At 39.4% G+C, this 20,777-nt stretch carries 24 protein-coding genes; 10 read left to right on the top strand and 14 right to left on the bottom strand.

Going from position 1 to position 20,777, the window contains the following annotated elements; genetic code table 11:
* Nucleotides 1–162 precede the first annotated feature (162 nt).
* From ACFSX4_RS11870 to ACFSX4_RS11845, 6 genes are all read left to right on the top strand, one after another.
* Nucleotides 163–1,770, top strand: coding sequence for a MutS-related protein (locus ACFSX4_RS11870; RefSeq protein ID WP_377775124.1), 1,608 nt, complete (start codon nucleotides 163–165; stop codon nucleotides 1,768–1,770).
* A gap of 47 nt (nucleotides 1,771–1,817) precedes the next feature.
* Nucleotides 1,818–1,994, top strand: coding sequence for a hypothetical protein (locus ACFSX4_RS11865; protein ID WP_377775122.1), 177 nt, complete (start codon nucleotides 1,818–1,820; stop codon nucleotides 1,992–1,994).
* Nucleotides 1,978–2,181 (top strand): helix-turn-helix transcriptional regulator, encoded by a 204-nt coding sequence (locus tag ACFSX4_RS11860; protein WP_377775120.1) that lies wholly within the window; start codon nucleotides 1,978–1,980, stop codon nucleotides 2,179–2,181. The genes ACFSX4_RS11865 and ACFSX4_RS11860 overlap by 17 nt, the downstream gene beginning before the upstream one ends.
* A complete protein-coding gene (locus ACFSX4_RS11855; RefSeq protein WP_377775118.1) occupies nucleotides 2,182–2,880 on the top strand; it encodes a DUF3169 family protein in 699 nt (232 codons plus the stop codon).
* Nucleotides 2,881–3,011: 131 nt separating this feature from the next.
* The gene (locus ACFSX4_RS11850) at nucleotides 3,012–3,869 is read left to right on the top strand and encodes an SAP domain-containing protein (protein ID WP_377775116.1); all 858 of its coding nucleotides are present in this window, start codon (nucleotides 3,012–3,014) and stop codon (nucleotides 3,867–3,869) included.
* 70 nt (nucleotides 3,870–3,939) lie between these two features.
* Complete coding sequence (locus ACFSX4_RS11845) at nucleotides 3,940–4,863, top strand: prenyltransferase (protein WP_377775114.1); 924 nt, start codon at nucleotides 3,940–3,942, stop codon at nucleotides 4,861–4,863.
* Nucleotides 4,864–4,871: 8 nt separating this feature from the next.
* Here ACFSX4_RS11845 and ACFSX4_RS11840 read toward each other — a convergent pair whose 3' ends face one another.
* Nucleotides 4,872–5,408: a DUF1697 domain-containing protein gene (locus ACFSX4_RS11840; RefSeq protein ID WP_377775112.1), complete on the bottom strand. Its 537-nt coding sequence runs from the start codon at nucleotides 5,406–5,408 to the stop codon at nucleotides 4,872–4,874.
* Between the two features lie 89 nt (nucleotides 5,409–5,497).
* Between ACFSX4_RS11840 and ACFSX4_RS11835 the strand changes: the two genes are divergently transcribed.
* Nucleotides 5,498–5,959 (top strand): GNAT family N-acetyltransferase, encoded by a 462-nt coding sequence (locus ACFSX4_RS11835; protein WP_377775110.1) that lies wholly within the window; start codon nucleotides 5,498–5,500, stop codon nucleotides 5,957–5,959.
* A 31-nt stretch (nucleotides 5,960–5,990) separates the two neighbouring features.
* On the opposite strand, the gene ACFSX4_RS11830 is transcribed toward ACFSX4_RS11835, so the two are convergent.
* Nucleotides 5,991–6,770, bottom strand: coding sequence for a VLRF1 family aeRF1-type release factor (locus tag ACFSX4_RS11830; RefSeq protein ID WP_377775108.1), 780 nt, complete (start codon nucleotides 6,768–6,770; stop codon nucleotides 5,991–5,993).
* A 103-nt stretch (nucleotides 6,771–6,873) separates the two neighbouring features.
* Nucleotides 6,874–7,569: a MerR family transcriptional regulator gene (locus ACFSX4_RS11825; protein ID WP_377775106.1), complete on the bottom strand. Its 696-nt coding sequence runs from the start codon at nucleotides 7,567–7,569 to the stop codon at nucleotides 6,874–6,876.
* A 135-nt stretch (nucleotides 7,570–7,704) separates the two neighbouring features.
* Here ACFSX4_RS11825 and ACFSX4_RS11820 point away from each other — a divergent pair, with 135 nt between their 5' ends.
* Nucleotides 7,705–8,322, top strand: a complete 618-nt coding sequence (locus ACFSX4_RS11820) for an ATP-binding cassette domain-containing protein (protein ID WP_377775104.1) — start codon at nucleotides 7,705–7,707, stop codon at nucleotides 8,320–8,322.
* On the top strand, nucleotides 8,292–10,133 hold the full coding sequence (locus ACFSX4_RS11815) for an ATP-binding cassette domain-containing protein (protein ID WP_377775102.1): 1,842 nt from the start codon (nucleotides 8,292–8,294) through the stop codon (nucleotides 10,131–10,133). The genes ACFSX4_RS11820 and ACFSX4_RS11815 overlap by 31 nt, the downstream gene beginning before the upstream one ends.
* Before the next feature lie 41 nt (nucleotides 10,134–10,174).
* On the opposite strand, the gene ACFSX4_RS11810 is transcribed toward ACFSX4_RS11815, so the two are convergent.
* The 6 genes from ACFSX4_RS11810 to ACFSX4_RS11785 are packed head-to-tail and all read right to left on the bottom strand — an operon-like array spanning nucleotide 10,175 to nucleotide 15,682.
* Entirely contained in the window at nucleotides 10,175–12,118 is a 1,944-nt protein-coding gene (locus ACFSX4_RS11810; protein WP_377775100.1) for an HTH domain-containing protein, read from the bottom strand.
* Nucleotides 12,119–12,145: 27 nt separating this feature from the next.
* Entirely contained in the window at nucleotides 12,146–13,177 is a 1,032-nt protein-coding gene (locus ACFSX4_RS11805) for a tyrosine-protein phosphatase (protein ID WP_377775098.1), read from the bottom strand.
* 3 nt (nucleotides 13,178–13,180) lie between these two features.
* Entirely contained in the window at nucleotides 13,181–14,029 is an 849-nt protein-coding gene (locus ACFSX4_RS11800; RefSeq protein WP_377775096.1) for a PTS system mannose/fructose/sorbose family transporter subunit IID, read from the bottom strand.
* Complete coding sequence (locus ACFSX4_RS11795) at nucleotides 14,026–14,802, bottom strand: PTS mannose/fructose/sorbose/N-acetylgalactosamine transporter subunit IIC (RefSeq protein WP_377775094.1); 777 nt, start codon at nucleotides 14,800–14,802, stop codon at nucleotides 14,026–14,028. The genes ACFSX4_RS11800 and ACFSX4_RS11795 overlap by 4 nt, the downstream gene beginning before the upstream one ends.
* Entirely contained in the window at nucleotides 14,803–15,270 is a 468-nt protein-coding gene (locus ACFSX4_RS11790; protein WP_377775092.1) for a PTS system mannose/fructose/N-acetylgalactosamine-transporter subunit IIB, read from the bottom strand.
* Nucleotides 15,257–15,682 carry a PTS sugar transporter subunit IIA gene (locus tag ACFSX4_RS11785; RefSeq protein ID WP_377775090.1) on the bottom strand — a complete coding sequence of 142 codons (426 nt, stop codon included), beginning with the start codon at nucleotides 15,680–15,682 and terminating at the stop codon, nucleotides 15,257–15,259. Before ACFSX4_RS11785 ends, ACFSX4_RS11790 begins: the two co-directional genes overlap by 14 nt.
* Nucleotides 15,683–16,072: 390 nt before the next feature.
* On the opposite strand from ACFSX4_RS11785, the gene ACFSX4_RS11780 reads away from it, so the two are divergent.
* Nucleotides 16,073–16,927: a dimethylarginine dimethylaminohydrolase family protein gene (locus tag ACFSX4_RS11780; RefSeq protein ID WP_377775088.1), complete on the top strand. Its 855-nt coding sequence runs from the start codon at nucleotides 16,073–16,075 to the stop codon at nucleotides 16,925–16,927.
* A 65-nt stretch (nucleotides 16,928–16,992) separates the two neighbouring features.
* Here the strand turns inward: ACFSX4_RS11780 and ACFSX4_RS11775 are convergent, their stop codons facing one another.
* Genes ACFSX4_RS11775 through ACFSX4_RS11755 form a run of 5 tightly spaced genes read right to left on the bottom strand, consistent with a single transcriptional unit; the run spans nucleotide 16,993 to nucleotide 20,583 of the window.
* Complete coding sequence (locus tag ACFSX4_RS11775) at nucleotides 16,993–17,820, bottom strand: PTS system mannose/fructose/sorbose family transporter subunit IID (protein ID WP_377775086.1); 828 nt, start codon at nucleotides 17,818–17,820, stop codon at nucleotides 16,993–16,995.
* On the bottom strand, nucleotides 17,820–18,614 hold the full coding sequence (locus tag ACFSX4_RS11770; protein WP_377775084.1) for a PTS mannose/fructose/sorbose/N-acetylgalactosamine transporter subunit IIC: 795 nt from the start codon (nucleotides 18,612–18,614) through the stop codon (nucleotides 17,820–17,822). Before ACFSX4_RS11770 ends, ACFSX4_RS11775 begins: the two co-directional genes overlap by 1 nt.
* 2 nt (nucleotides 18,615–18,616) lie before the next feature.
* On the bottom strand, nucleotides 18,617–19,087 hold the full coding sequence (locus ACFSX4_RS11765) for a PTS system mannose/fructose/N-acetylgalactosamine-transporter subunit IIB (protein ID WP_377775082.1): 471 nt from the start codon (nucleotides 19,085–19,087) through the stop codon (nucleotides 18,617–18,619).
* Complete coding sequence (locus ACFSX4_RS11760) at nucleotides 19,068–19,502, bottom strand: PTS sugar transporter subunit IIA (RefSeq protein WP_377775080.1); 435 nt, start codon at nucleotides 19,500–19,502, stop codon at nucleotides 19,068–19,070. Before ACFSX4_RS11760 ends, ACFSX4_RS11765 begins: the two co-directional genes overlap by 20 nt.
* Complete coding sequence (locus ACFSX4_RS11755; protein WP_377775078.1) at nucleotides 19,495–20,583, bottom strand: tyrosine-protein phosphatase; 1,089 nt, start codon at nucleotides 20,581–20,583, stop codon at nucleotides 19,495–19,497. Before ACFSX4_RS11755 ends, ACFSX4_RS11760 begins: the two co-directional genes overlap by 8 nt.
* Between the last annotated feature and the right edge of the window lie 194 nt (nucleotides 20,584–20,777).

Raw genomic sequence — 20,777 nt, 5'->3', positions numbered from 1 at the left:
TTAAAAAGAAAGGTGGTTTAAATGTCTGTTATTTTCTGGACAGCTGTACTAGGTGTTTTTGCCAGCGGCTTTTTAATATACTTTTTTGAAGAGAAAAAATAGCATCTTACATTCCACCCCGGCGGTAATCAAATCAATATATTATGCGAAAGGATTTTCAACATGACACTTCTATACATCATACTTTCTGTTTTAGGTGCTTCTGTGGTACTCACTGTTTCATTTAGAATATATGAAAGACACAAGCTGAAGAAAAAAATTAAATTATTATGGAACAAGCGTGAATCACTCAATGATTCAGATGTTCTTTACGAAAAGCACTATAACTATTTCGTCAATCAAATGACTTATGAAGATACAGATCAGCGGTATATTGTTGATGATGTGACATGGAAAGATATGGACCTTGATGATTTGTTCCGGCGTATCGACTACTGTTTCACTACAATCGGTCAGGAACTCCTCTACTCGTCACTGAGAAACTCAAATGATTTTGATGTTGTGGACGAATCACAGGTAGAAAAATTTAAAACGGACCGGACATACCGTGAAGGTGTCTCATATCAGCTTGCGAAACTGTCCAAATCAAGAAACTCGAACACAAGTAAATATATGTATCAGTCTAAGTCGGAAGAGAATTACAATCCGTTCTTTATATTTACATCATTTCTGCCTGTCCTGAGTATTCCACTGTTTATCATCAGCCCTTTCGCTGCTGTCATTGGTTTTCTTACCGGGCTCGCCGTAAACATCTACATGTCTCATAAACATAAAAACAGCACTTCAAGAGAGTATGACGATATTTTTTACAGCATGATGATTATTGATACAGCAGGAAAGATGAACGCTGAATTAAGACATCCCGCATTTAAGAAGCTTTCATATCTGGGACCTTTATTTGTCAGCGATGACCACGTAGGTGAATTGAATATGACAGTCCAACTGTTCATCACTTTAAAGTCTCTATTCATGATTGACTACCATATGTATCACATGGTTATCAGAGACTTAAGGAAGCATCAGGAATTGTACCGGAAATGCTGGCATTATACTGCCGCACTTGATGTGAATTACAGTACCGCCTTATGGCGGGAATCCACCGGAACATATTCGCACCCCGGGGAGAATACTGAAGAGACCATTAATACTAAAGGCTTATATCACCCGCTTCTGACCCGTCCTGTTCCGAATGACTTTAAATATTCGAAGGATATTTTATTAACCGGCTCAAATGCATCCGGAAAATCAACGTTCATGAGATCAGTTGCACTCAACATCATTACAGGGAACGGGCTGAATACAACCACAAGTACTGCTTTTAATTATAAAAAAGGGATGGTCATCTCATCGATGGATATCTCTGACAGCGTCATTGAAGGTGACAGTTACTTTATCAGTGAAGTGAAATCACTGAAGCGGATTGTCGATGAAATTGAAGATTTTGACGGTAATATCTACTGTATTATAGATGAAATTTTTAAAGGCACTAATACTGTGGAAAGAGTCGCTGCAGCTGAAAGTTTTCTTGAATACCTGAATAAAAAACCCAATGTATTTGTACTCGCGGCGACGCACGATATGGAACTGACCAAACTGTTGAAAGGCAGATTTGATTTCTATCATTTCAGCGAACAAATGGAAGACGATGAGATTTACTTTGACTATACATTAAAGCCCGGTGCCGCATCCACTACTAATGCGATAGAGCTGCTCCGGCTCCACGGCTTCCCGGATGAAGTATATAAAAAAGCGAAAGAGAAAGTGACGTAATAAATATCTGTATCCGGCACCCACTTTAAATTCAGGAGGTTTTTAAAATGAAATTCGGCAGATATAAAATAGATTTTGTCATGCTGACCATGTTTTTAACATTTATCATTATCGGCTTTTCTATAGACATGATGTTTCTGACCGGCGCACTAATTCCACTCATTTTCGGCATCACGAAAATCAATGATTCACCAGGGGGCAGTCAACGTGAAGACAAGACTTAGAGAACTCCGTGCCCGGGAGGGCTTGAACCAGACAGAACTCGCAAAAAGAGCAAAAGTATCACGCCAGACGATCAGCTTGATTGAACGGGAAGAATATATCCCGTCCCTGTTAATCGCAAAACGTATGGCGCGTATCTTCAATGAGCCGATTGAAAATATTTTCATATTTGATGAGGAGGAATTATAGATGAAGAAACGTTTAATAGGCACCTTGTATTTCATCATAAGTGCTGCCATTGGTCTTTTATTATTCATTATCGCGGGAAATATCGGCGGAGATGTTTCAACCGATTCTTTTTATATGTGGGTCGGTATCGCTGCCTGCATCATTGCATCCGTAATGATTATCACCGGTATCACGCAGTACCGCAGATTAATGACTGTCGCTGAAGACTACAGTATGTATATGGATGAAGATTCATATGATAAATACCGCTACAACAAACATAATGAAATTCAAATCTACAGTATGGTCGGTTTTGTACTGTCACTCATCTCACTCGCAATACCAGTAGTTCTTATTCCATACTTTAATATTTTCCTGTTTATTTTCTCAGCAGCCGTCTATTTTATCTCTCTTAGCTTCCTGGTTAAAACAACCAGGCTTGTGAAAAAACTTTATCCGGAACGACAGCTGCCCAGTGCCGACAGTAAAAATTATGCCGATAAACTACTCGCCGCTTCCGATGAAGGTGAACGTCATATTATGCTGAATGCCCTGTATAAGACTTCTTCAACCACACAAATCAGTCTATTTATCGCTGTTTTTGTACTGATTGCCTACTCCGTTCTGACGGGGGAATCACAGATTTTCAGCATTCTTGTACTGGGAATCATTATGATTATTACTAATTTCAAATATTTTGTTGAAATTAAAGAAAAATAACAGGCTGAAATACTAAAGAGTCGTACATTCGTACGGCTCTTTAGTGTATCTGATGACACAGATGACAGTATATTGTATAATTATCACAAACATACGTTCGATTAAATTGATGTTTACCGGAGGTGAAAATCATGTTGAATGCTGTAGAAGTCCTTTACCTGCACTATATTAACGGAAGAACAATCGATGACGTTGATCAATATGATTTTTGGCGTAAACAGTACGGCATAGATGGGAAAACATTATTTAATCAGCTCCTGAATAAAAATGTAATTTATGAAGATACCACACCCGCTGTGACACTGTCGAAACTGACAGTTGTGAAACTTAAAGATGTGCTCCGAAAGTCAGGCATCAAAATATCCGGCAGAAAACAGGTACTGATTTCAAGAATCGTTGAACATTCGGATATTATCGATTTTCATGACCTTGACTTAAAAGGTGTCTACCTGGTTACAAAAGATTTTGAGCAGCATTTCAAAAACACATCATTCATTAATTATTTTCATTTTAACGGACACATCACCGTCCAGGAAGCATACCAGTATTACGTCAATCACCAGACACTCCATCCGGAGGCTGTCATTACAGCTGTGTTAAATGAAAATATCCGGTCCGGTATGAAGAAGTCCAACAAATATGAAGCAGTAAAATCCCATTTACTGTTATCTAATTTTTATAGAGATACTCTGAAAGATAACGCTCAATATGTATTTCATTTAAACCATTTTTCAGTACTGATTATTTTGGAGTCCGTCACACGGAACGGACATACAAACACCGGAGACCCTGACATTCTGGATCACTACACTATAGAAAAATACAGACATGTACTCGAGATAAATCATTGGAATAAAACACAGCTCTATCAGAATATATTAGAAACGACACGTACACTGCCCTATCCGGCCGAATCAATAAAAGAAGCCGCTTCATTAATTATCAGACAATTAACAGCGTTTGAGTCCTTATACTCACCTTCATACTAAAAAGGCTGTTTGCAGTCATTACTTATTACACTTATAATTAGGGGAATATGAATGTTAAGGGGCGAATAATATGAACGAAGACACACTCAGCCTGAAAGGCTTCGGCATGCTGTTGAGAGTCGTTGCGGTTGTCAGTTCAAGTGTAGCAGCCATACTGTCAACATGGCTGCCGCTTGTATTCGGTTATTCATTTTCTTTAATCAGCCTGATTCTGCTTCTAATACTGCTGACTACAGGGGCATTTTTGATTCACGGACTGCTGACCCATATTTTTAATGACATTACCGATTTCGAATCCGGGACAGATGCACACAGTCCTGCACTATTATCCGGAGGCAGCCGGGTAATACAGACAGGCACACTGTCCGCCGGCACTTTAAAACGGACCGGCTGGATACTCACTGCCATCCTGCTTGCTGCAGGTTCAGTGCTTGCAGTCCTCGGCAGGTATGAATTAACAGTCTTAATTTTAGTTGGTATCTGGGGGGCATTTTCCTACTCCGGCAAGCCGTTCATGCTCTCATATAAGCCTTTTGCGGGAGAGTGGCTGAGCTTATTTCCATCCCTCTTCATACTCGGTCTTGCAGCACCGTGGATAATGCTCGACTCCATTCCTTTATGGGGCTTTCAGAATGCCTTAGTCAATGCTTTGTGGTGCATGGCATGGGTTATGGTCCACCATATCCCTGATATCGAAGCAGATAAAAAAGCGCTCCCTGAGAAGCGGACCAGTGTCGTCTTCTTTGCTTCAAAGTTCGGCATCAGTGCCACACGAATACCGGCAGTTTTGTATCTCGTCACTGCCGCTGCTGTGGTATTGTGGATTTTATTTACCCGTCCAGCTGCCGGTGTCGTCACAATGGGTATTATTATTTACAGCATTTATCTCATTCTGAGAGTGGATGTTGAGGACGTCACTGAAGTGACTGCGGTTGAGAAAAAACTGCTCCTCTCTGCCATGATTACTGCCTTATGGCTTGGGATATTCGCTTAAAATAACCATTATTGACCCAGTGCTTTTTTCAGTACCTTCTCCATCGTATTCTGATTACGGCTCGTTAGTGCCGTCTTAAGTTTTCTTTCGAGAAGATTATTTGTGATTTTAGAACGGTGGGCACCGTTCGGCAGATAATAAAACAATGCATGCCGGCCGAACTCAATATATTCATCTTTATAATCGAGATCTTCCACTGCCTGTTTCAGGTCTTCATCGAACGATTCCTGATACATTGTACAAAATGACACACTGTTGTTGTACTTTTCATCCTTGTATGGATTTTCATCAACGATTGCCTGTACCTCTTCGACTGTCTTTACAACAACCGGCAGTTCAGGCCCCAGCTGTTCTTTCACTGCCTGATGAATATGTCTGCCGACTGCATCATAATCTTTATCTGAATCGAGGATTACGTTACCGCTCTGTATATAAGTTTCAACATTATGGTACCCTTCACGGTTCAAAAGGTCCCTTAAATCCGCCATTTTAAGTTTATTTTTTCCTGTAGGCATGACACCACGTAAAAACACAATATATTTCACATTCTTCACCTGCTTTTTATTTTCTATTATAATACAATTAATCATCTGCCTGTAAGATACGGCAGTAATACAGTATAAGGAGATTCCAAATGAAGCTCGTTGAATATAATTCATCACATGAATCGATGATTGAAAATTACTATGTAGAAGATGATACATATACAGGGCTGCCTGAAGAAGCGGTGAAAATTGCCACTCTACAGGATAAATACAATCCCGTGCTGTGTATCGAATCTGATGTCCTCGTTACATTCTTTGTCCTCGACGGCGGTGATGATAAATACACATACACAGACCAAAAAGACAGCCTGCTCCTGAGAAGCTTTTCAACAGATTCACGTCATCTGAGGAAAGGTTATGCGAGAAAAAGTCTCGAACTTCTAAAAGCATTTGTACAGGAAAACTATTCCGGTATTCATGAAGTCATTCTCGGTGTGAACTTGAAAAACACGCCTGCTGTGAATCTTTATCAGGACTGCGGTTTTCATGATACCAGGCGCACATTTGATGGTGCAAAAGGCACTCAGAAAATTTTAAGAATGAAAATATAAAAGCGCCTGAAAAAGGCGCTTTTACTTATTGTTACAGTGCATCATATACTTCACTGAGTATTTGATGACTCGGCAGGTTGCCTAAATTCTTTGTGATGGTTCCTTTCACATGACCGGAGTCAAAGTTATCCTCCAAGTCACCCGCAACTTCTTTACTGCCGACAATATATATACCGTCTAGCGAACGGTTCTTTATTTCCCGGGTAATAACAGGGACAAGACGCTTGTACCAGCGGTATCTGTTCTCATCAAACCGTCTCTCAAATTTATCCTCACTCGTATCTGCTGCGAATGAAGGGGCATCTTTCTGGTAGTTCACCCAGTCTTCATTTTCAGAATCCCAAATGTAGCGGATTTCATCCTTCACTTCACCAAGAGCCGATTCGATAAACAGAATTTCTGTCTGCTGGGCAACTACAATCCCCGCTGAAGGATATCTTAAGCGCAGCTGTTCGAGCTGACTCGTCGAAACCTGCTTTTCCCAGTGAAATTCATTTCCGACAGGGACCTGAAGAAACCGCATCTCAGAAATTTCCTCGTCAGCCGATTCCACCAGCATCAGACCTTTTTTCATCTCCCGCTGTGAATCATTAATCATGCCTTCTGCTTTATCGAGCAGCTTTTTTAATATCCGTGATTCTTCATCATCAGAAACTTTAGTATACGCCTTTAAATCCTTCAAGCCGTTCTTCAAATGAAGTTTCCACTTCGAACCTTCTCCGTCACTGACATCTGTGTTCAGATAAACCGTTAATATACCCGTTTCATCATATTTGGACTGCATTCTCTTTATATCTTTTTCAATACTCATCTGAATGATACCTCCAAATCATATTTAAAAGCGCCGTATTCTCTAAAATAAAGTGCTTTTGGTTACTTTTCCCCTGTATGAATCTGCCTAAACCAAAGAACGATTAAAATTTGCCGCTGCTGATGTCAGCACAGTATTTCATGTACAGAGAAACACCCTCAAGCTGTCTTTTAAGATGAATATCCAGTTCTCTGTTGACGGCTGTATAATGATTTTTAATACTGGTGAGATTCTCACTGTCTAATGTGCTCATAATCTTTTTAATCTCTTCAATTTTGTACACACTTTTTCTCAGTAACGATACTATAATCGTCTTCCTGACTTCATCTTTGTCAAAGAGACGATATCCGCTGCCAGCTTCCCGTTCACTTCTTATTAATCCTCTTTCTTCCCAGTACCTTATCGTCGAGGATTCAATACCCGCATATGCCGCCAGTTCTCCAATACGCATATTTTTCTGCCTGATTGTTTTTTCCGGAAAATTTAAAATGAAATCCTTATGGACTTCAAGCGTCTTCTTCTTTTGTACGAGTTCCTCAGCTGCAGATGCAATAATCCAGTGCGCTTCTGTAAACTCTTTCTTTCCGGCATAAAACATCAATTGATATACAGCAGAAACATCGAACCCCTGCATCAGCTTTCTAACCGTCTTGAATGCACTTAAATGTATATCATCATATCTTCTGTGCTTGCCCTGTGTATAAGATACAGGGGGAATCAGACCGTTTTTCTCATACCTTTTTAAAGTGGTATTACTCACACCAATATATTTAACCATTTCATTCATTGTATATTCCAAGTGATCTCAACCTTTATATTAAACATTAAAGTCCTTAGTTCACTTTATTCTAACCCAAATCCCTGAATATCAACACTTTTACCGTTCAAAATAGAATATTGCTTCAATCTGTTACTATTGGATTGAGGTGATTAGATGAATATCGAAATTAACAATGCTTATGAAAAAAACTTGAAAAATATCAATGTGAGTATACCCCGAAATAAACTCACAGTAATTACAGGCTTGTCAGGGTCAGGAAAAACGACACTCCTGAAAGATGTCATTTATATTGAATCACAAAGACAGTATCTTGAAACAATGAACTATCAGGGAATTCCAAAACCTAAAGTAGATGAAGTCAAAAATCTTTCCCCATCCATTTTGATTGACCAGGAAGACAGAAATCATAATCCGAGATCCACACTCGGCACAAAAACAGATATTTACACAGATTTAAGAATGATATTCGAAAAACTCCATCAGCGCCGCTGCCCGAATTGCAGTTCCCTGATTTCAGCACATGAAAGCAGAGAAGAAACAGAAAAAATCAATGGAGAATTTAAAGTCTATATGTACTGTCCGGATTGTGATTTCAGGATGAAAAAACTAACACGCTCACACTTCTCTTTTAATTCTGAAGCAGGGGCGTGCCCGACCTGTAAAGGAATGGGAAAGTCGCTTACAATTACTGACTCTCTGTACAGAAAAGACCGTCAGATTACTGAAGGCGGTGTCCGTATATGGCAAAAAACTATGCAGACTATCAAATGAAATCATTCCATGCTCTTCTGAAACACCTCAACATCCCTGTGCCTGAAAATATGACTTTAGAAAACTTCAATGATAACCAGTTTGATGTGTTTCGGCATGGTATTCACTCCTCCTACATTACTGAGGAAGAAAGAACAAAACTGCCTTCGAAAGTGGCAGATGGAAAATATGATGGTGTCGAACCAAAAATATGGATAAAAATTGCTGAAGCAAAAAGTATTCCAGACAACCTCTCCGACTACGTCAAAGAAGATACATGTCCGGACTGCTCAGGAGAAAAATTAAATCCTGTCAGCCGTGCAGCAACTGTACATGGATACACACTTCCATATATTTCTGAAAAAAGCCTGAAGTATGTTTACGAATGGGCTGAACAGATTAAATTATCCGGCGGAACTCCCGGAGAATTAGTTAAAGATTACCTTTTGGATATAGAGACTAAAACAAAACGGATATCAAAACTCGGCCTCGATTACTTATCTTTAGACCGCCAGTACTCAACACTGTCAGGTGGAGAGGCACAACGGATTAAACTCGCAGCAGTACTCGATTCAAAAATGACTGAGTTAATCATTATTCTTGATGAACCTACTGCAGGGCTCCACCCCTCGGACACTGAGGGGTTAATGTCGATGATTGAAGAAATTAAAAACAGGAAAAATACAGTGATTGTCATTGAACACGATGACACCTTCATTCGGTCGGCAGATTTTATCGTTGAAATCGGTCCGAAATCCGGTATGTACGGTGGAGAAATTTTATCATCAGGCACATACGAAGAGATTTCAGGAAATCCCGAATCACTGTTCACCCGCTCTCTTCTTCCTTCATATCACCGGACATCCTGTAACAGACCTACTGATATTGAAGCAGTACAGGTGCACGGGGCTGAAAAACATAATTTAAAAGAAATATCACTGTCTCTGCCTGCCCATTGTCTCTCTGTCATCACCGGCGTATCCGGATCTGGAAAATCCAGTCTTTTATTTAAGGAAATTGCAGAGAGTCAATTAAAAGATAACCGCTTCATAGAATGGAAGACACCCTTTAAAGACCTTGCGTTAATCACCCAGACGAGGCCGGTCAGAAATAAACGATCAATTGTTGCGACCTATCTCGACGTCTTTGATGATATTAGAAAACTTTTTGCCAAAAAAGCCCGTCAATTAAACGCGCCATTTACTGCTTCAGACTTCTCATTCAATTCAGGCAGCGGGAGATGTCCGGAATGTCAGGGGCTTGGAGAAATTGAAAACAATCAGCTGTTTTTTGAAAATATACAGCTGCAGTGCAGCTCCTGCTTCGGCAGCAGATATAAAAGCCAAATCCTGGATGTAAAAGTTGATGGAAATTCAATATCAGATGTTTTAAACTTTTCCATTGAAGAAGCATTAAAATTCTTTCATAAACATCAGCTGAATGCAGAACCGCTTCAGCTTCTATCAAAAACCAATCTCGGCTATATCACTCTCGGCCAGACGACAGATACATTATCCGGCGGGGAGATGCAGAGACTGCGTCTCACACGTGTGATTTCAAAAGAGAGCGGCCGAAATGTTCTGTTTATATTAGATGAACCTACAGTAGGTATGCATAAAATTGATGTATTTCATTTTATGGAATTAATTCATCAGTTGATTGATGCAGGAAACACTTTTTTCTTCATCGAGCATAACACTGATGTAATCAGACAGGCGGATTATATTGTTGAACTCGGCCCGGGAGGCGGGGACAATGGCGGTTCCATTGTGTATGCAGGGAACATTTCAAATTTTAAAGACTCAGCTACAAAAACATCAGAATATCTGTAAATAAATTTCCGGGAGCTGAGGAATATTGATGTGCTCCCGGATTATTTTGAGAGCAGCATGCTGTAACTGTTCTGTTCAGATGTACACAAATCATTTATAATCTCTTTATTTGATAACAGGTGGTCTATGACATTCAGAAACATTCTGAGCTTCTGTCTGTCACCTTCAATATTCAGATTAATGACGATGTAACACTCGCGGATATTCATATTTAATGCACTGTTCGCAGGGTAGGAATAAATTTTAAACTGCTCTGTGTCACTTCTGAAATTAATATAAAAATGAATATTCATATCCCCCGGGACATGAATATACTCATAATCAATTCCCCGCAGAAGTATCTTTTCCGCCGGAAATTCTGAGAAGCGGTATTTGGAATCAATTTCTTCATAATGAATCTCCGGCAGTTTTTTATCGTAGTCAAAACTGTCCGTAAAAATATGGCTCAGAGAATCTACATATTCCAGTTCCGTCATGCCTTCTTTCGCAAAATAAATCGGCTTGTGCTGAATGTTCATATTTTTACCGTAATTTGAACATAAGTAGTAATCATATTTTACAGAGTCCTCCGAGTCCAGTTCATACAGCACCTTGGTCTCAATGCGTTCAATATAATCCGAAAAATGATGGTTCAAATTAAACTTCAGCTGCTGCGTGCTTAGTCGGCCGTCTACCGCAATGATTGCAAGTCTCAGCTTCCTGTGATCAAGCTCAATTCTGTTCAACATCCACAGTACTGTCCCGAATATAATATGTGCCTCTCTTTTTGAGAATTTATATCCGTACTGTCTGTAGACTTTATAATATATTTTTTCCATGAAATGACGCAGTAACGGGTATTCTTTATTCGTGACATTTTCATAGCCCAGATCCACACAGTCCGACACCCCGAGTTTCACTTTCATACTGATGGGAATAATGATTTTTAAAAGATCTTTATGGCATACAGCACTGTGGAACGCGTCAATTTGAAGATACGATGAGAGTTCTGCCAGTATAAACCCGCGGATTTCCGACGACAGCGGAACCAATGTATCATAATTTTCTTCCACACAATCTTTATAACGGTATAAATCTGTACTGATGACAGCAATCAGTGTCAGAAAACGGATGATTTCTCTGTCAAAGTTAAAACCCTTAAAATTCTCATTCAGCTGATGCACAATTTTATAAACCAATTCATACTCATCAGTCATCTTTTCATCAAAATCCAGCACCGGCAGTTCGAAATCGATATTCTTTCCGCTGCCGTTTAATACCTGGTTTCTGAAATAGATTAAGTAAATGATGAAGCGTTCCGCATTAATATCCGAAAACACAATTCTCGACTGCATCACTTCTTTATAAAATGTCTGCCTGATGCCGGTCCGCTCATCAGTATCACATAAAAACAGCGAATTATACCTTTTAATCATAAAATCATTCCGGGTATGCTTGTCGAAATGCCTGTACACCCTGATGGTCAGCATGATTTTCTTAAATCTGCTGCCCTTAATCTCCATACCGTGGTACGGTTTTGATACAAGATAAAGATCATAGTCCCCGAGCAGCTCTTTCACTCTCTGCATCTCTTTATTTAAAGCATAGCCCACATTCAGCTCATTCTGGAGAAATTCAATTTTCACAGATACATCCGACGACAGCATTCTTCTTAATATGTAATGTACGCGGTTATCAAATTCGTTATCAATCGTTGTCGGCTGGTAGATTTGAAAATATTCTTTGATATGATTTTCAAGATCTGTAGACGATACTTCAAGTTTATACCCGAGAGCCGGTTTTGAAGTCACTGATATCTCTATCTGCGACAGTTCATTTTTCAGATTTTGAATATCATTCTTAATCGTTCTCGATGTGACTTTCAGCTCCGCCGCCAGATCCCGGCTTGTAATATACTGTTCTGAACGCAAAAGAAGGAGGAACAGTGCCTTTTGTCTGGGTTTGTCATCTAGAAACTTTAAACGTTTCGACAGGTCCAAATTCATCGTCACCATCCTCCTTATTTTATTCAATTATACTAAATACATCTTTTTCATGGAACTGATTTCTTCTTCAGTCACATTAAGTTCTCTGACAACATAGTCTTCAATCGAACCATATGCTTCAACAATCGTATCAATTGAGGCCTCTAAAAACTCAGAACGCGTATCTATGAATGAAAACAACTGATCCAGCACAACCTGATCGGAGGTCAGTTTTCTGTACTGCGCCATTTTATATTCATTACGTTCCAGTCTGTTTTCTTCCGTCAGCATATAATCCTCAACCAGGTCTTCTTTCGACACACCTAAAATTCCGAGCAGGAGCATCGCACCGAAACCGGTGCGGTCTTTCCCGCCTCTGCAGTGCTGCAGAAATGCAGGTGCCGAAGGGTCGGCGGCAAGCTTCAGCATTTTAGAAAATGCTTCCTTTGAAGGCTCTTTATTGGCGAAAGTACGGTACTGTTCAATAATGACTGCCGCATGATCGGTCAGGGCATTATTCTCTTTCTGCTCAATCACTTTATTAACCAGATTTAAATCTTCATCCTTTTTAGATGATGAAAATTGTGCCGACAGCTCCGCAGTATGTGCCGAAGGATCCAATTGATATGTCTTTGCATCACCGGATACTTCGGGATTTGGATACTTCGCAATTTCATTGTCACTTCTGTAATCAATGATGGTGTGGAGTCCGAGCCCGTTCACATACTCAAGGCCCTTCTCGGTTGCATTGTATATATGATCCGACCGGTAAAGCATCCCCCACTTCACTCTTTTTCCGTCGTCCGTTAAATATCCGCCCATATCCCGGAAATTATTCATCCCTTCCACCGGCAGGGTTCTTTCCGCAGTCGTATATTCACCGTCCTCGGATTTGATGAGGAAGTACGGACGCTTTCCGTCAGTTTCAAGCTTTAAAGATACTTCTTTTTCATCTGTAGTGAGTAAATGTGTATGGTCACCATTGTCTTTTTTAAGATATATCTGTACTTCGTCCGTGCCGCTTCTTGTCAATAAAAATACACCGGGTTCCGTCTGACTTACTTCATATCTGTTTTTCATTGTTTACGCTCCTAACACACCAAGCATGGTTAATAAGATTACAATTACCATTACACCCAGTATCAACAGTGGTGCATGCTTGCCGTTCGTACGCTTAAATATTTTGTAGACAAAGAATGTAATCAACAGACTGAGTAAACCAGGCATAACCTGATCAAGCATCTCCTGGATTTCAATTACGTTATCACCTGCTGATATCTGGGCATCGATGTTCACATTTACGATGGTGGCAATCAGCGCCCCGATAACCATTAAACCGACAACATTCGCCATGTTCGCTATTCTTTGAAGAATATTTCCGCCGGCACCTTTAATCATTTCGACACCTTGTGAATACCCGATATGAATACCGTAGTATTTTGTTGCGACGTTTACAGTGTTGTACAATACAAACATCAGAATCGGTCCGAGCACACTGCCGTTTAATGCGAGTGATGCACCGATACTTCCGCAGATAGGCAGCCATGTAAACTTGAGCAGACTGTCACCGACACCTGCAAGAGGACCCATCAATCCTGTTTTAATCGCAGTCACTGTTTCTTTCTCTTCCTCATCAGTTGTTTCCTCAACTGCTGCTGAAACACCGAGAATCAAAGCATCTGCATTCACGTGACTGTTAAAGAACTCGAGGTGGCGCTTCATGGCTTCCACTCTCTGCTCATGTGTTTCATTCTCATATAAGCGGCTTAAAACCGGAACGAAACTCGACATAAATCCAATTGCCTGCATAGACTGATAGTTATTCGTAATATTCATGAACTGCATTCGCCAGAACACTTTGTTTAAATCACTTTTTCTAACCTTTTTAACATCTACTGAGCCGCTGTCCTGTACATCGTTATATTCAGTCATAGGTCATAGTCCTCCTCTTCTGCAGGTTTAGATTCTTTAGGTTCTTCTTTCATTACGTTCCCTTTCGTACTCAAATCATAAAGGAAGGCGAGCGGCAGTGCGATCAGTGTAATCGGAAGAATTGCCAGATCGAGGTACACAGCAAGCGCAAAACCTGCGATCAGGAATACCCACAGTTCACCTTTTTTAATCATCATAATCATCAATAAACCAATACCGACTGCCGGAATGATTGCCCCTGCATTTGTCAGCCCGTCCATTACTGAGTCAGGAAGTGCCGCAACTGCTCTGTCAATCGCACCTGCACCAAAATAAATTGCTAAAAATGTCGGTACGGCACGTACAAGAAATGCGAGAAACATTGGAATGTACTGAATCCTGAATACTTTTTTGAAATCTCCTGTTTCGGCGATTTTAAAAGCAATTGGATTCAGATAAACAATACCTGAACGGTATAAAATCAATAGCTGCTGCGCCAGTAAAGATGTCGGTACGGCAAGTGCTACTGCTGTTGCCGTTCCACCCGATAAAATACCAAGCGCTGTTCCAATTGCCGAACCCGAAATGATGTCCGGTGCTGAATAAGCCCCGACATTCCCGACACCCATCCACATAACTTCAAGCGTTGCACCGATGATTAATCCGGTCTGTAAATCACCCATAATTAATCCGACAACTGTAGAAATCAGGAGCGGTCTCCGTATCATTTGAGGTCCTAAATCGTCAATCGCACAAATCCCTGCCCAAAGCGCAACTGATAATGCAGTGAACATTTAGATCATCCCCTTCAAATCCACTTTTTCATCATTTGGTACCATTTGAACCGTTACGTTTATACCATGATCAAGAATTTTCTTAAATGCTTCTCTCTCATCAGGAGTCACAGATAATGCTCTTGAAAGTTTCTCTCTGCCTTCACGGTATCTCATGCCGCCTACATTTAAATCACCAACGGGCACTCCGCATTCAACAGCTTCAAGCACATCTTCACTGGTTGTAAATAAAAGCATCGTCCGGCGCGTAATTTTATTCTTTTTAATAATTTCTCCGAATTTCTTAATCGGAAAAGCTCTGACATTGATCCCGGAAGGTGCTGCCATCTTCAAAATATTTTTCTGCGTATCATCATTCGCAATTTTGTCATTCAATACAATAATCTGTTCAATTCTGTGCATATTAACCCATGTTGTTACGACTTGACCGTGGATTAAACGGTCGTCAATACGGCTAAAGCAAATCATCTTCGTCGTCCCCCTCTAAATCTTTAATTGTTCTGATTGAAAGTCCCTGTCCATATACTGTTTCTATTAAATCTTTAAGTGCATCAACCGATTGATGACGGTTGACCAGTACTTCGATTAAAACCGGCAGATTCACTCCGGCAGCAATCACCACATTTTCTCTGACCAGAAGCTGGCTTGCGAGGTTCGTCGGTGTCCCGCCGACAATATCTGTTAAAACAATTAAACCGTTCGATGTATCCAGGCTGTCCGCCTTGTCTTCCATCTCCTGTTTCAAATCATCCAGCTGATCCACTACGAATACCGACATCGTTTCGTAATTTTCATGCTTGCCGACAATCAGCTGTGCACTCTCAATTGCAGCCTTGCCAAAGTCTCCGTGTGTCATTACTAAAATTGCAACGTCCTTCACTTTAGTATCCCCTTTCTTTTTTTGAATTTTGTGCCTTCTCTCTATATCTTCATTCTATATTGAAATAAAGCGTTTTCAATAATGTGATTTTCACTATGTATGGTGAAAATTCGATATAGATATCATGATTATGAAATAACAAATAAAAATAAGCCTTCAATCATTAATGTAGAAGACTTACTTATTTTCTCATTTTTCCGTACATTTATGTAATTAATTTTCAAGCTGCTGCTTCAGTCAGTAAATAACAGCCCTCAATCTACCCTTTCATAATATGATTACGTTTACATTTATTCAGAATGCTCTGATTAATAGATTTTTTCTGAATAGTGCGTATAATACGTAATATATTCGTGCACGGCTGATGCCGGACACATGGGGGTAAAATCTATGACAGTCAATAATGTAAACATTCACACCGTCCACTGCAATAATGAATACGATTCGTTAAACCACGTGATTGCAGCTCCGCCAGATTATATGAAAATTACATCTATCATTAATGAAACCCAGTCCCACTATGCTAAAACTAATATTGATATAGAAACTGCCATACGTGAACACAAGAACTTTATTAATGTCCTAAAAAATAACGGTGCTGAAGTCACCTATCTGAACACAAGCCCTGATTTAAACGAACAGGTCTTTACCCGTGACATCGGTTTTGCCATTCAGGACAAATTCTTCCTGTCAAACATGAATCATCCCATCCGTAAAAGAGAAACTGAACTGTTAAATGACTGCCTGAATGAAAACAGACTCGCTTTCATTCCATTTGAAGACTCAAATATTGAAGGCGGCGACGTCATCGTCGACAACGATTTTGTCTGGGTCGGCATCAGTGAACGCACCGAAGAAAGCTCTCTCGAATTATTAAAATCACACTTACCCCACCATGAAGTGACACCCATCCATCTCTCTCTAGTCATCCTGCACCTGGACTGTGTATTTAATATATTAGAAGACCGCAATGCCCTGATTTATCCCGACGGCATGGACCAGACATCTTTCGACATACTTAGAAGGCACTATAATTTGATTGAAATTACAGAAGAAGAACAGTTTCAGATGGGGCCGAATGTATTATCCATCGGAGACAAAAAAGTCATCAGCATGCCTGAAAGCAGACGAATTAACGAAAAACTGCGTACACTCGGATATGAGGTCATTGAAATTTCTTTTTCAGAGATTATTAAATCCGGCGGTTCATTCCGCTGCTGCTCACTTCCCGTGAACAGGGGATAGATAATATCCCGAAAAAGACTCCGGACAGCAGTAATTTCTGCTGTTCGGAGTTTGAATTTTATATATTATAGTATTCCAAAATAAGTTAACGCTACAGTTAATACCATCATGATGATGATAATAAGTGCTGCATGCCTTCCATTAGTTTTCTTAAGAATTAAGTATACTGCCACAGTAACAGCCAAACTCAGAACAGAAGGCATAATTTGATCCAGCATCTCTTGAACAGAAATAACATTCTCTCCTACCTCACCCGCAGCCTCATCTGAACCTGCAGATATCTCAAGAGGTGTCTGTACATCGATTATCGTGGCTATTATCGCTCCGACAACCATTAAACCAACCACATTGGCCATTGTCGAAATACGCTGTATAATATTATTTTCCTGATTATCATTCAGAAAGCTGACACCTTTTTTATAACCGTATACAATCGCAAAATATCTTAAGCCCATATTCACAATATTATACAGTATAAACATTAATATTGGACCAATAATACTCCCGGTAAATGCCAGTGATGCACCGATACTTCCGACAATTGGAACCCATGTGAATTTAATCAAACTGTCTCCAAGTCCAGCAAGCGGACCCATCAATCCCGTTTTTAAAGCACTGATCCCTTCTTTCTCGTCCGGACCGGTGGATTCTTCCATAGCTGCTGTAATCGCCAGAATTGCTGCATCCCCGTTAACATGTGAATTATAAAAGGCCGCGTGTCTTTTCATTGCTTTAGACAACTCTTCTTTATCTGTATATGTTTTTTCAAGTACCGGGGCAATCGCACGCATAAAACCGACACCCTGAAGAGTTTCATAATTTAATGTAATACGCATCGTATTAAGACGCATAAACAATTTCCAAAGATCTTTCTTAGTAAGGTTTTGTTCCATTATAAATCATACTCCTCTTCACCTGTATTTGCCGGCGTATTTCTATCTTTAGCTGCGTTCTCAGAATTACGCTTAATCATTTCATAAAAGAATCCAAATACAATTGCAATAAGTGTCATAGGTAAAATCTCAAGTCCTAAATAAGCAGAGAATACAAATCCAAGTATCAAAAACATCCAGAGCTCAAATTTCTTTATCATTGCCGTCATCAACAAAGCAATACCTACAGCAGGAATAATGGCACCTGCTGTTTCCAATCCACCGACAACAAATTCCGGCAGGGCATCCACAGCTGTCTGAATAGCACCTGCACCAAAGTATAGGGCAACAAAAGTCGGCACCGCGCGGGCAGCTCCTGTAAGAATAGCAGGGGGATATATTAGCCAGACTGTACCTTTCACATCTGCATTTTCAGCCAGACGTTTTGCCCATCCGTTTAAAGATACGTTCACTGTCTGTATCATTACCAACAGTTGTTGCGCAAGTAACGACGTCGGTATTGCCAATGTAATTGCAGTTGCGACTGCCGTATCCACACTGCTTGTACTCATAATAGCTAGAGCAGTACTTATAATTGTTCCGGTAATAATATCCGGTGCCATATAAGCTCCGACATTGCCTATTCCCATCCACATAATTTCAAGTGTAGCTCCAATAATAAGCCCTGCCTGAAGATCTCCAAGTATCCAGCCTATAATTGGTGCAATTAATAATGGTCTTCTGAAAAATTTTGTACTTACATCATCTACACCAAGAATGAAAGCCACCAGGGTAATCAGAATAATAGTCATCATGACTAAATCACCTCATTTATTTTCACTTTGGAATCACTCGGAACCATTTGAATTGTAATGTCTATGCCTTTTTCAAGTAATCTCTCAAATGAGGCCTTCTCTTCAGGTGTGAGTGAGACCGCTCTCGTATACTGCTTTCTCTCTTCATTTACTCTCATTCCTCCCACGTTTAAACTCGGGATTTCATAACCTTCATTCACAAGTTTTTCTACATCAAATGGAGATGAGAACAATAACATCGTATTGCGTGATATAGGATTCTTTTTAATAACATTTAAAAATTTCTCCGGTGAGAATATGTGAAGTTTGATGGTGCTTGGTGCACTCATTTTTAATACATTTGACTGTACCTTATCTTTTTCCACTTCCTCATTTAAAATGATTACCTGTTCTATACTATGCACATTAACCCATGTTGTGACGACCTGTCCGTGAATTAAACGATCATCGATTCTACAAAATTTCACACTCATCTTCATCATCTCCCTCTTTTAATTTTTTTGTTATGTCTACAAAACCTTCCTTATAAGTATTTTCAAGAGATACTGCAATATCCTCCAGACTACGCTCTCTATTACTCAACAAATCCAGTAATAACGGCATGTTCAATCCGCTTACGATAAGTATATTTTCTTCCTGAAAAGCTAGGGCTCCGCTTATATTTGAGGGTGTGCCTCCAAAAATATCTACCAGAATAACAGTGCCTGAACTTCTATCCAGTTTCTTTAGTTCGTCTTCCAGAACCCTTCTTGCATCATTTAAGTTAAAATCCAGACCTAGAGACAAAACTCCGTAATTCTCCTGTGTTCCGACAATCATTTCAGCACTGCTTAATGCATGTTTTGCAAATTCCCCATGACTTGCAACAATTACAGCAACGTTACTCACTTTGAACATCCTCCTCTAGGTAATTCCCTCTAATATTTTCAATTTCTTCTTCTGTTAAACCAAAATGCTCTATCATATAAGTATCTATTGAACTGTACAACTCTTTAATCCTGTCAATACTTGCTTTAATATATTCTTCACGTGTTTCAATCATTGCCATGAGATATGACAGATAATCTTGATTGGACGTCAAAGCCCTATAATGTTCATACTTTAATGCATTTCTCTCTTTACGGATAACTCCGGTCATCACATAATCTTTGATAATGTCCTCTTCTCTTACTTTCAACAGCAATAGCAGAAACATTGAACCTAACCCTGTTCTGTCTTTACCACCGCGGCAATGGTGAATCAAGGGTATATTTTCTGCATCAGCGCAGATTCGAAGAAATTGTCCATAAGAAACTCTTGCAGCCTCAGAAGTCACTAATGACCTGTAATCCTCTATGACATTTTCTCCTTTACCATTAATATATTTCGTGTTCACCTCTCCATTCTCTAAAGCGCTTACAAGTTTTGCATTCTCACTTTTCAAATCTACTGCATTAGCTGCGGCTTCTGAAAAACTTGATTGTGGATCACAATGATATATTGTCTTTACTGTCGATAAATCTTTGTTAGGATTAATCTTTTTTTCATGATCTGAGCGATAATCCACAATTGATCTTATATTCAGATTTTCAAGAACTTTTATATCATTTTCATCCAGTTTTGATAATTGATCCCCACGAAAAATCTTTCCCCATTTGGTAACATTGCCGTCCTCCGTACGATATCCCCCTAAATCGCGAACATTTATAGCATTATTAAGTTGAACAACGCGTTCAGAGAAAATATTTGTCTGAAAGTCTTTATTTTTTATTACAAAATAATAGGGTCCCTGCTCTACAGGTAATGATATTTTAAAACTCCCATTATTATTAGAAGCAATCTTCTCATTAATATTTTTAAAGTCAGGGGTTGAACCTACATAAAGATCGTAATTCGTATCTAAAGCATTCTCCAAGAAAATTAATAATTGATTACTCTTTCTTTTAACCTCTACTCCTGAAATCGTATATGGCTGATGATATGTACTCAATTTAATGCTCCCTTCTCAGTAATTTAATTACATAGTACATTACGATAATTATTATATCAATATATATTTTATGAAAATAATTACCAAAATAAGCTTGTTAATCCCTTGTTTAAAAGTTCTTCACTCACTAATAAATCTCTATTACTATATATTTAAAACAAAAAAGAACTTGAAAATTATTACCTTTTCAAGTT

This window comes from Corticicoccus populi, assembly GCF_042686195.1.
Taxonomy (GTDB): Bacteria; Bacillota; Bacilli; order Staphylococcales; family Salinicoccaceae; genus Corticicoccus; species Corticicoccus populi.
The sequence above is the reverse complement of the archived record's forward strand: the minus strand, read 5'-3'. Positions and strand labels throughout refer to the sequence as shown.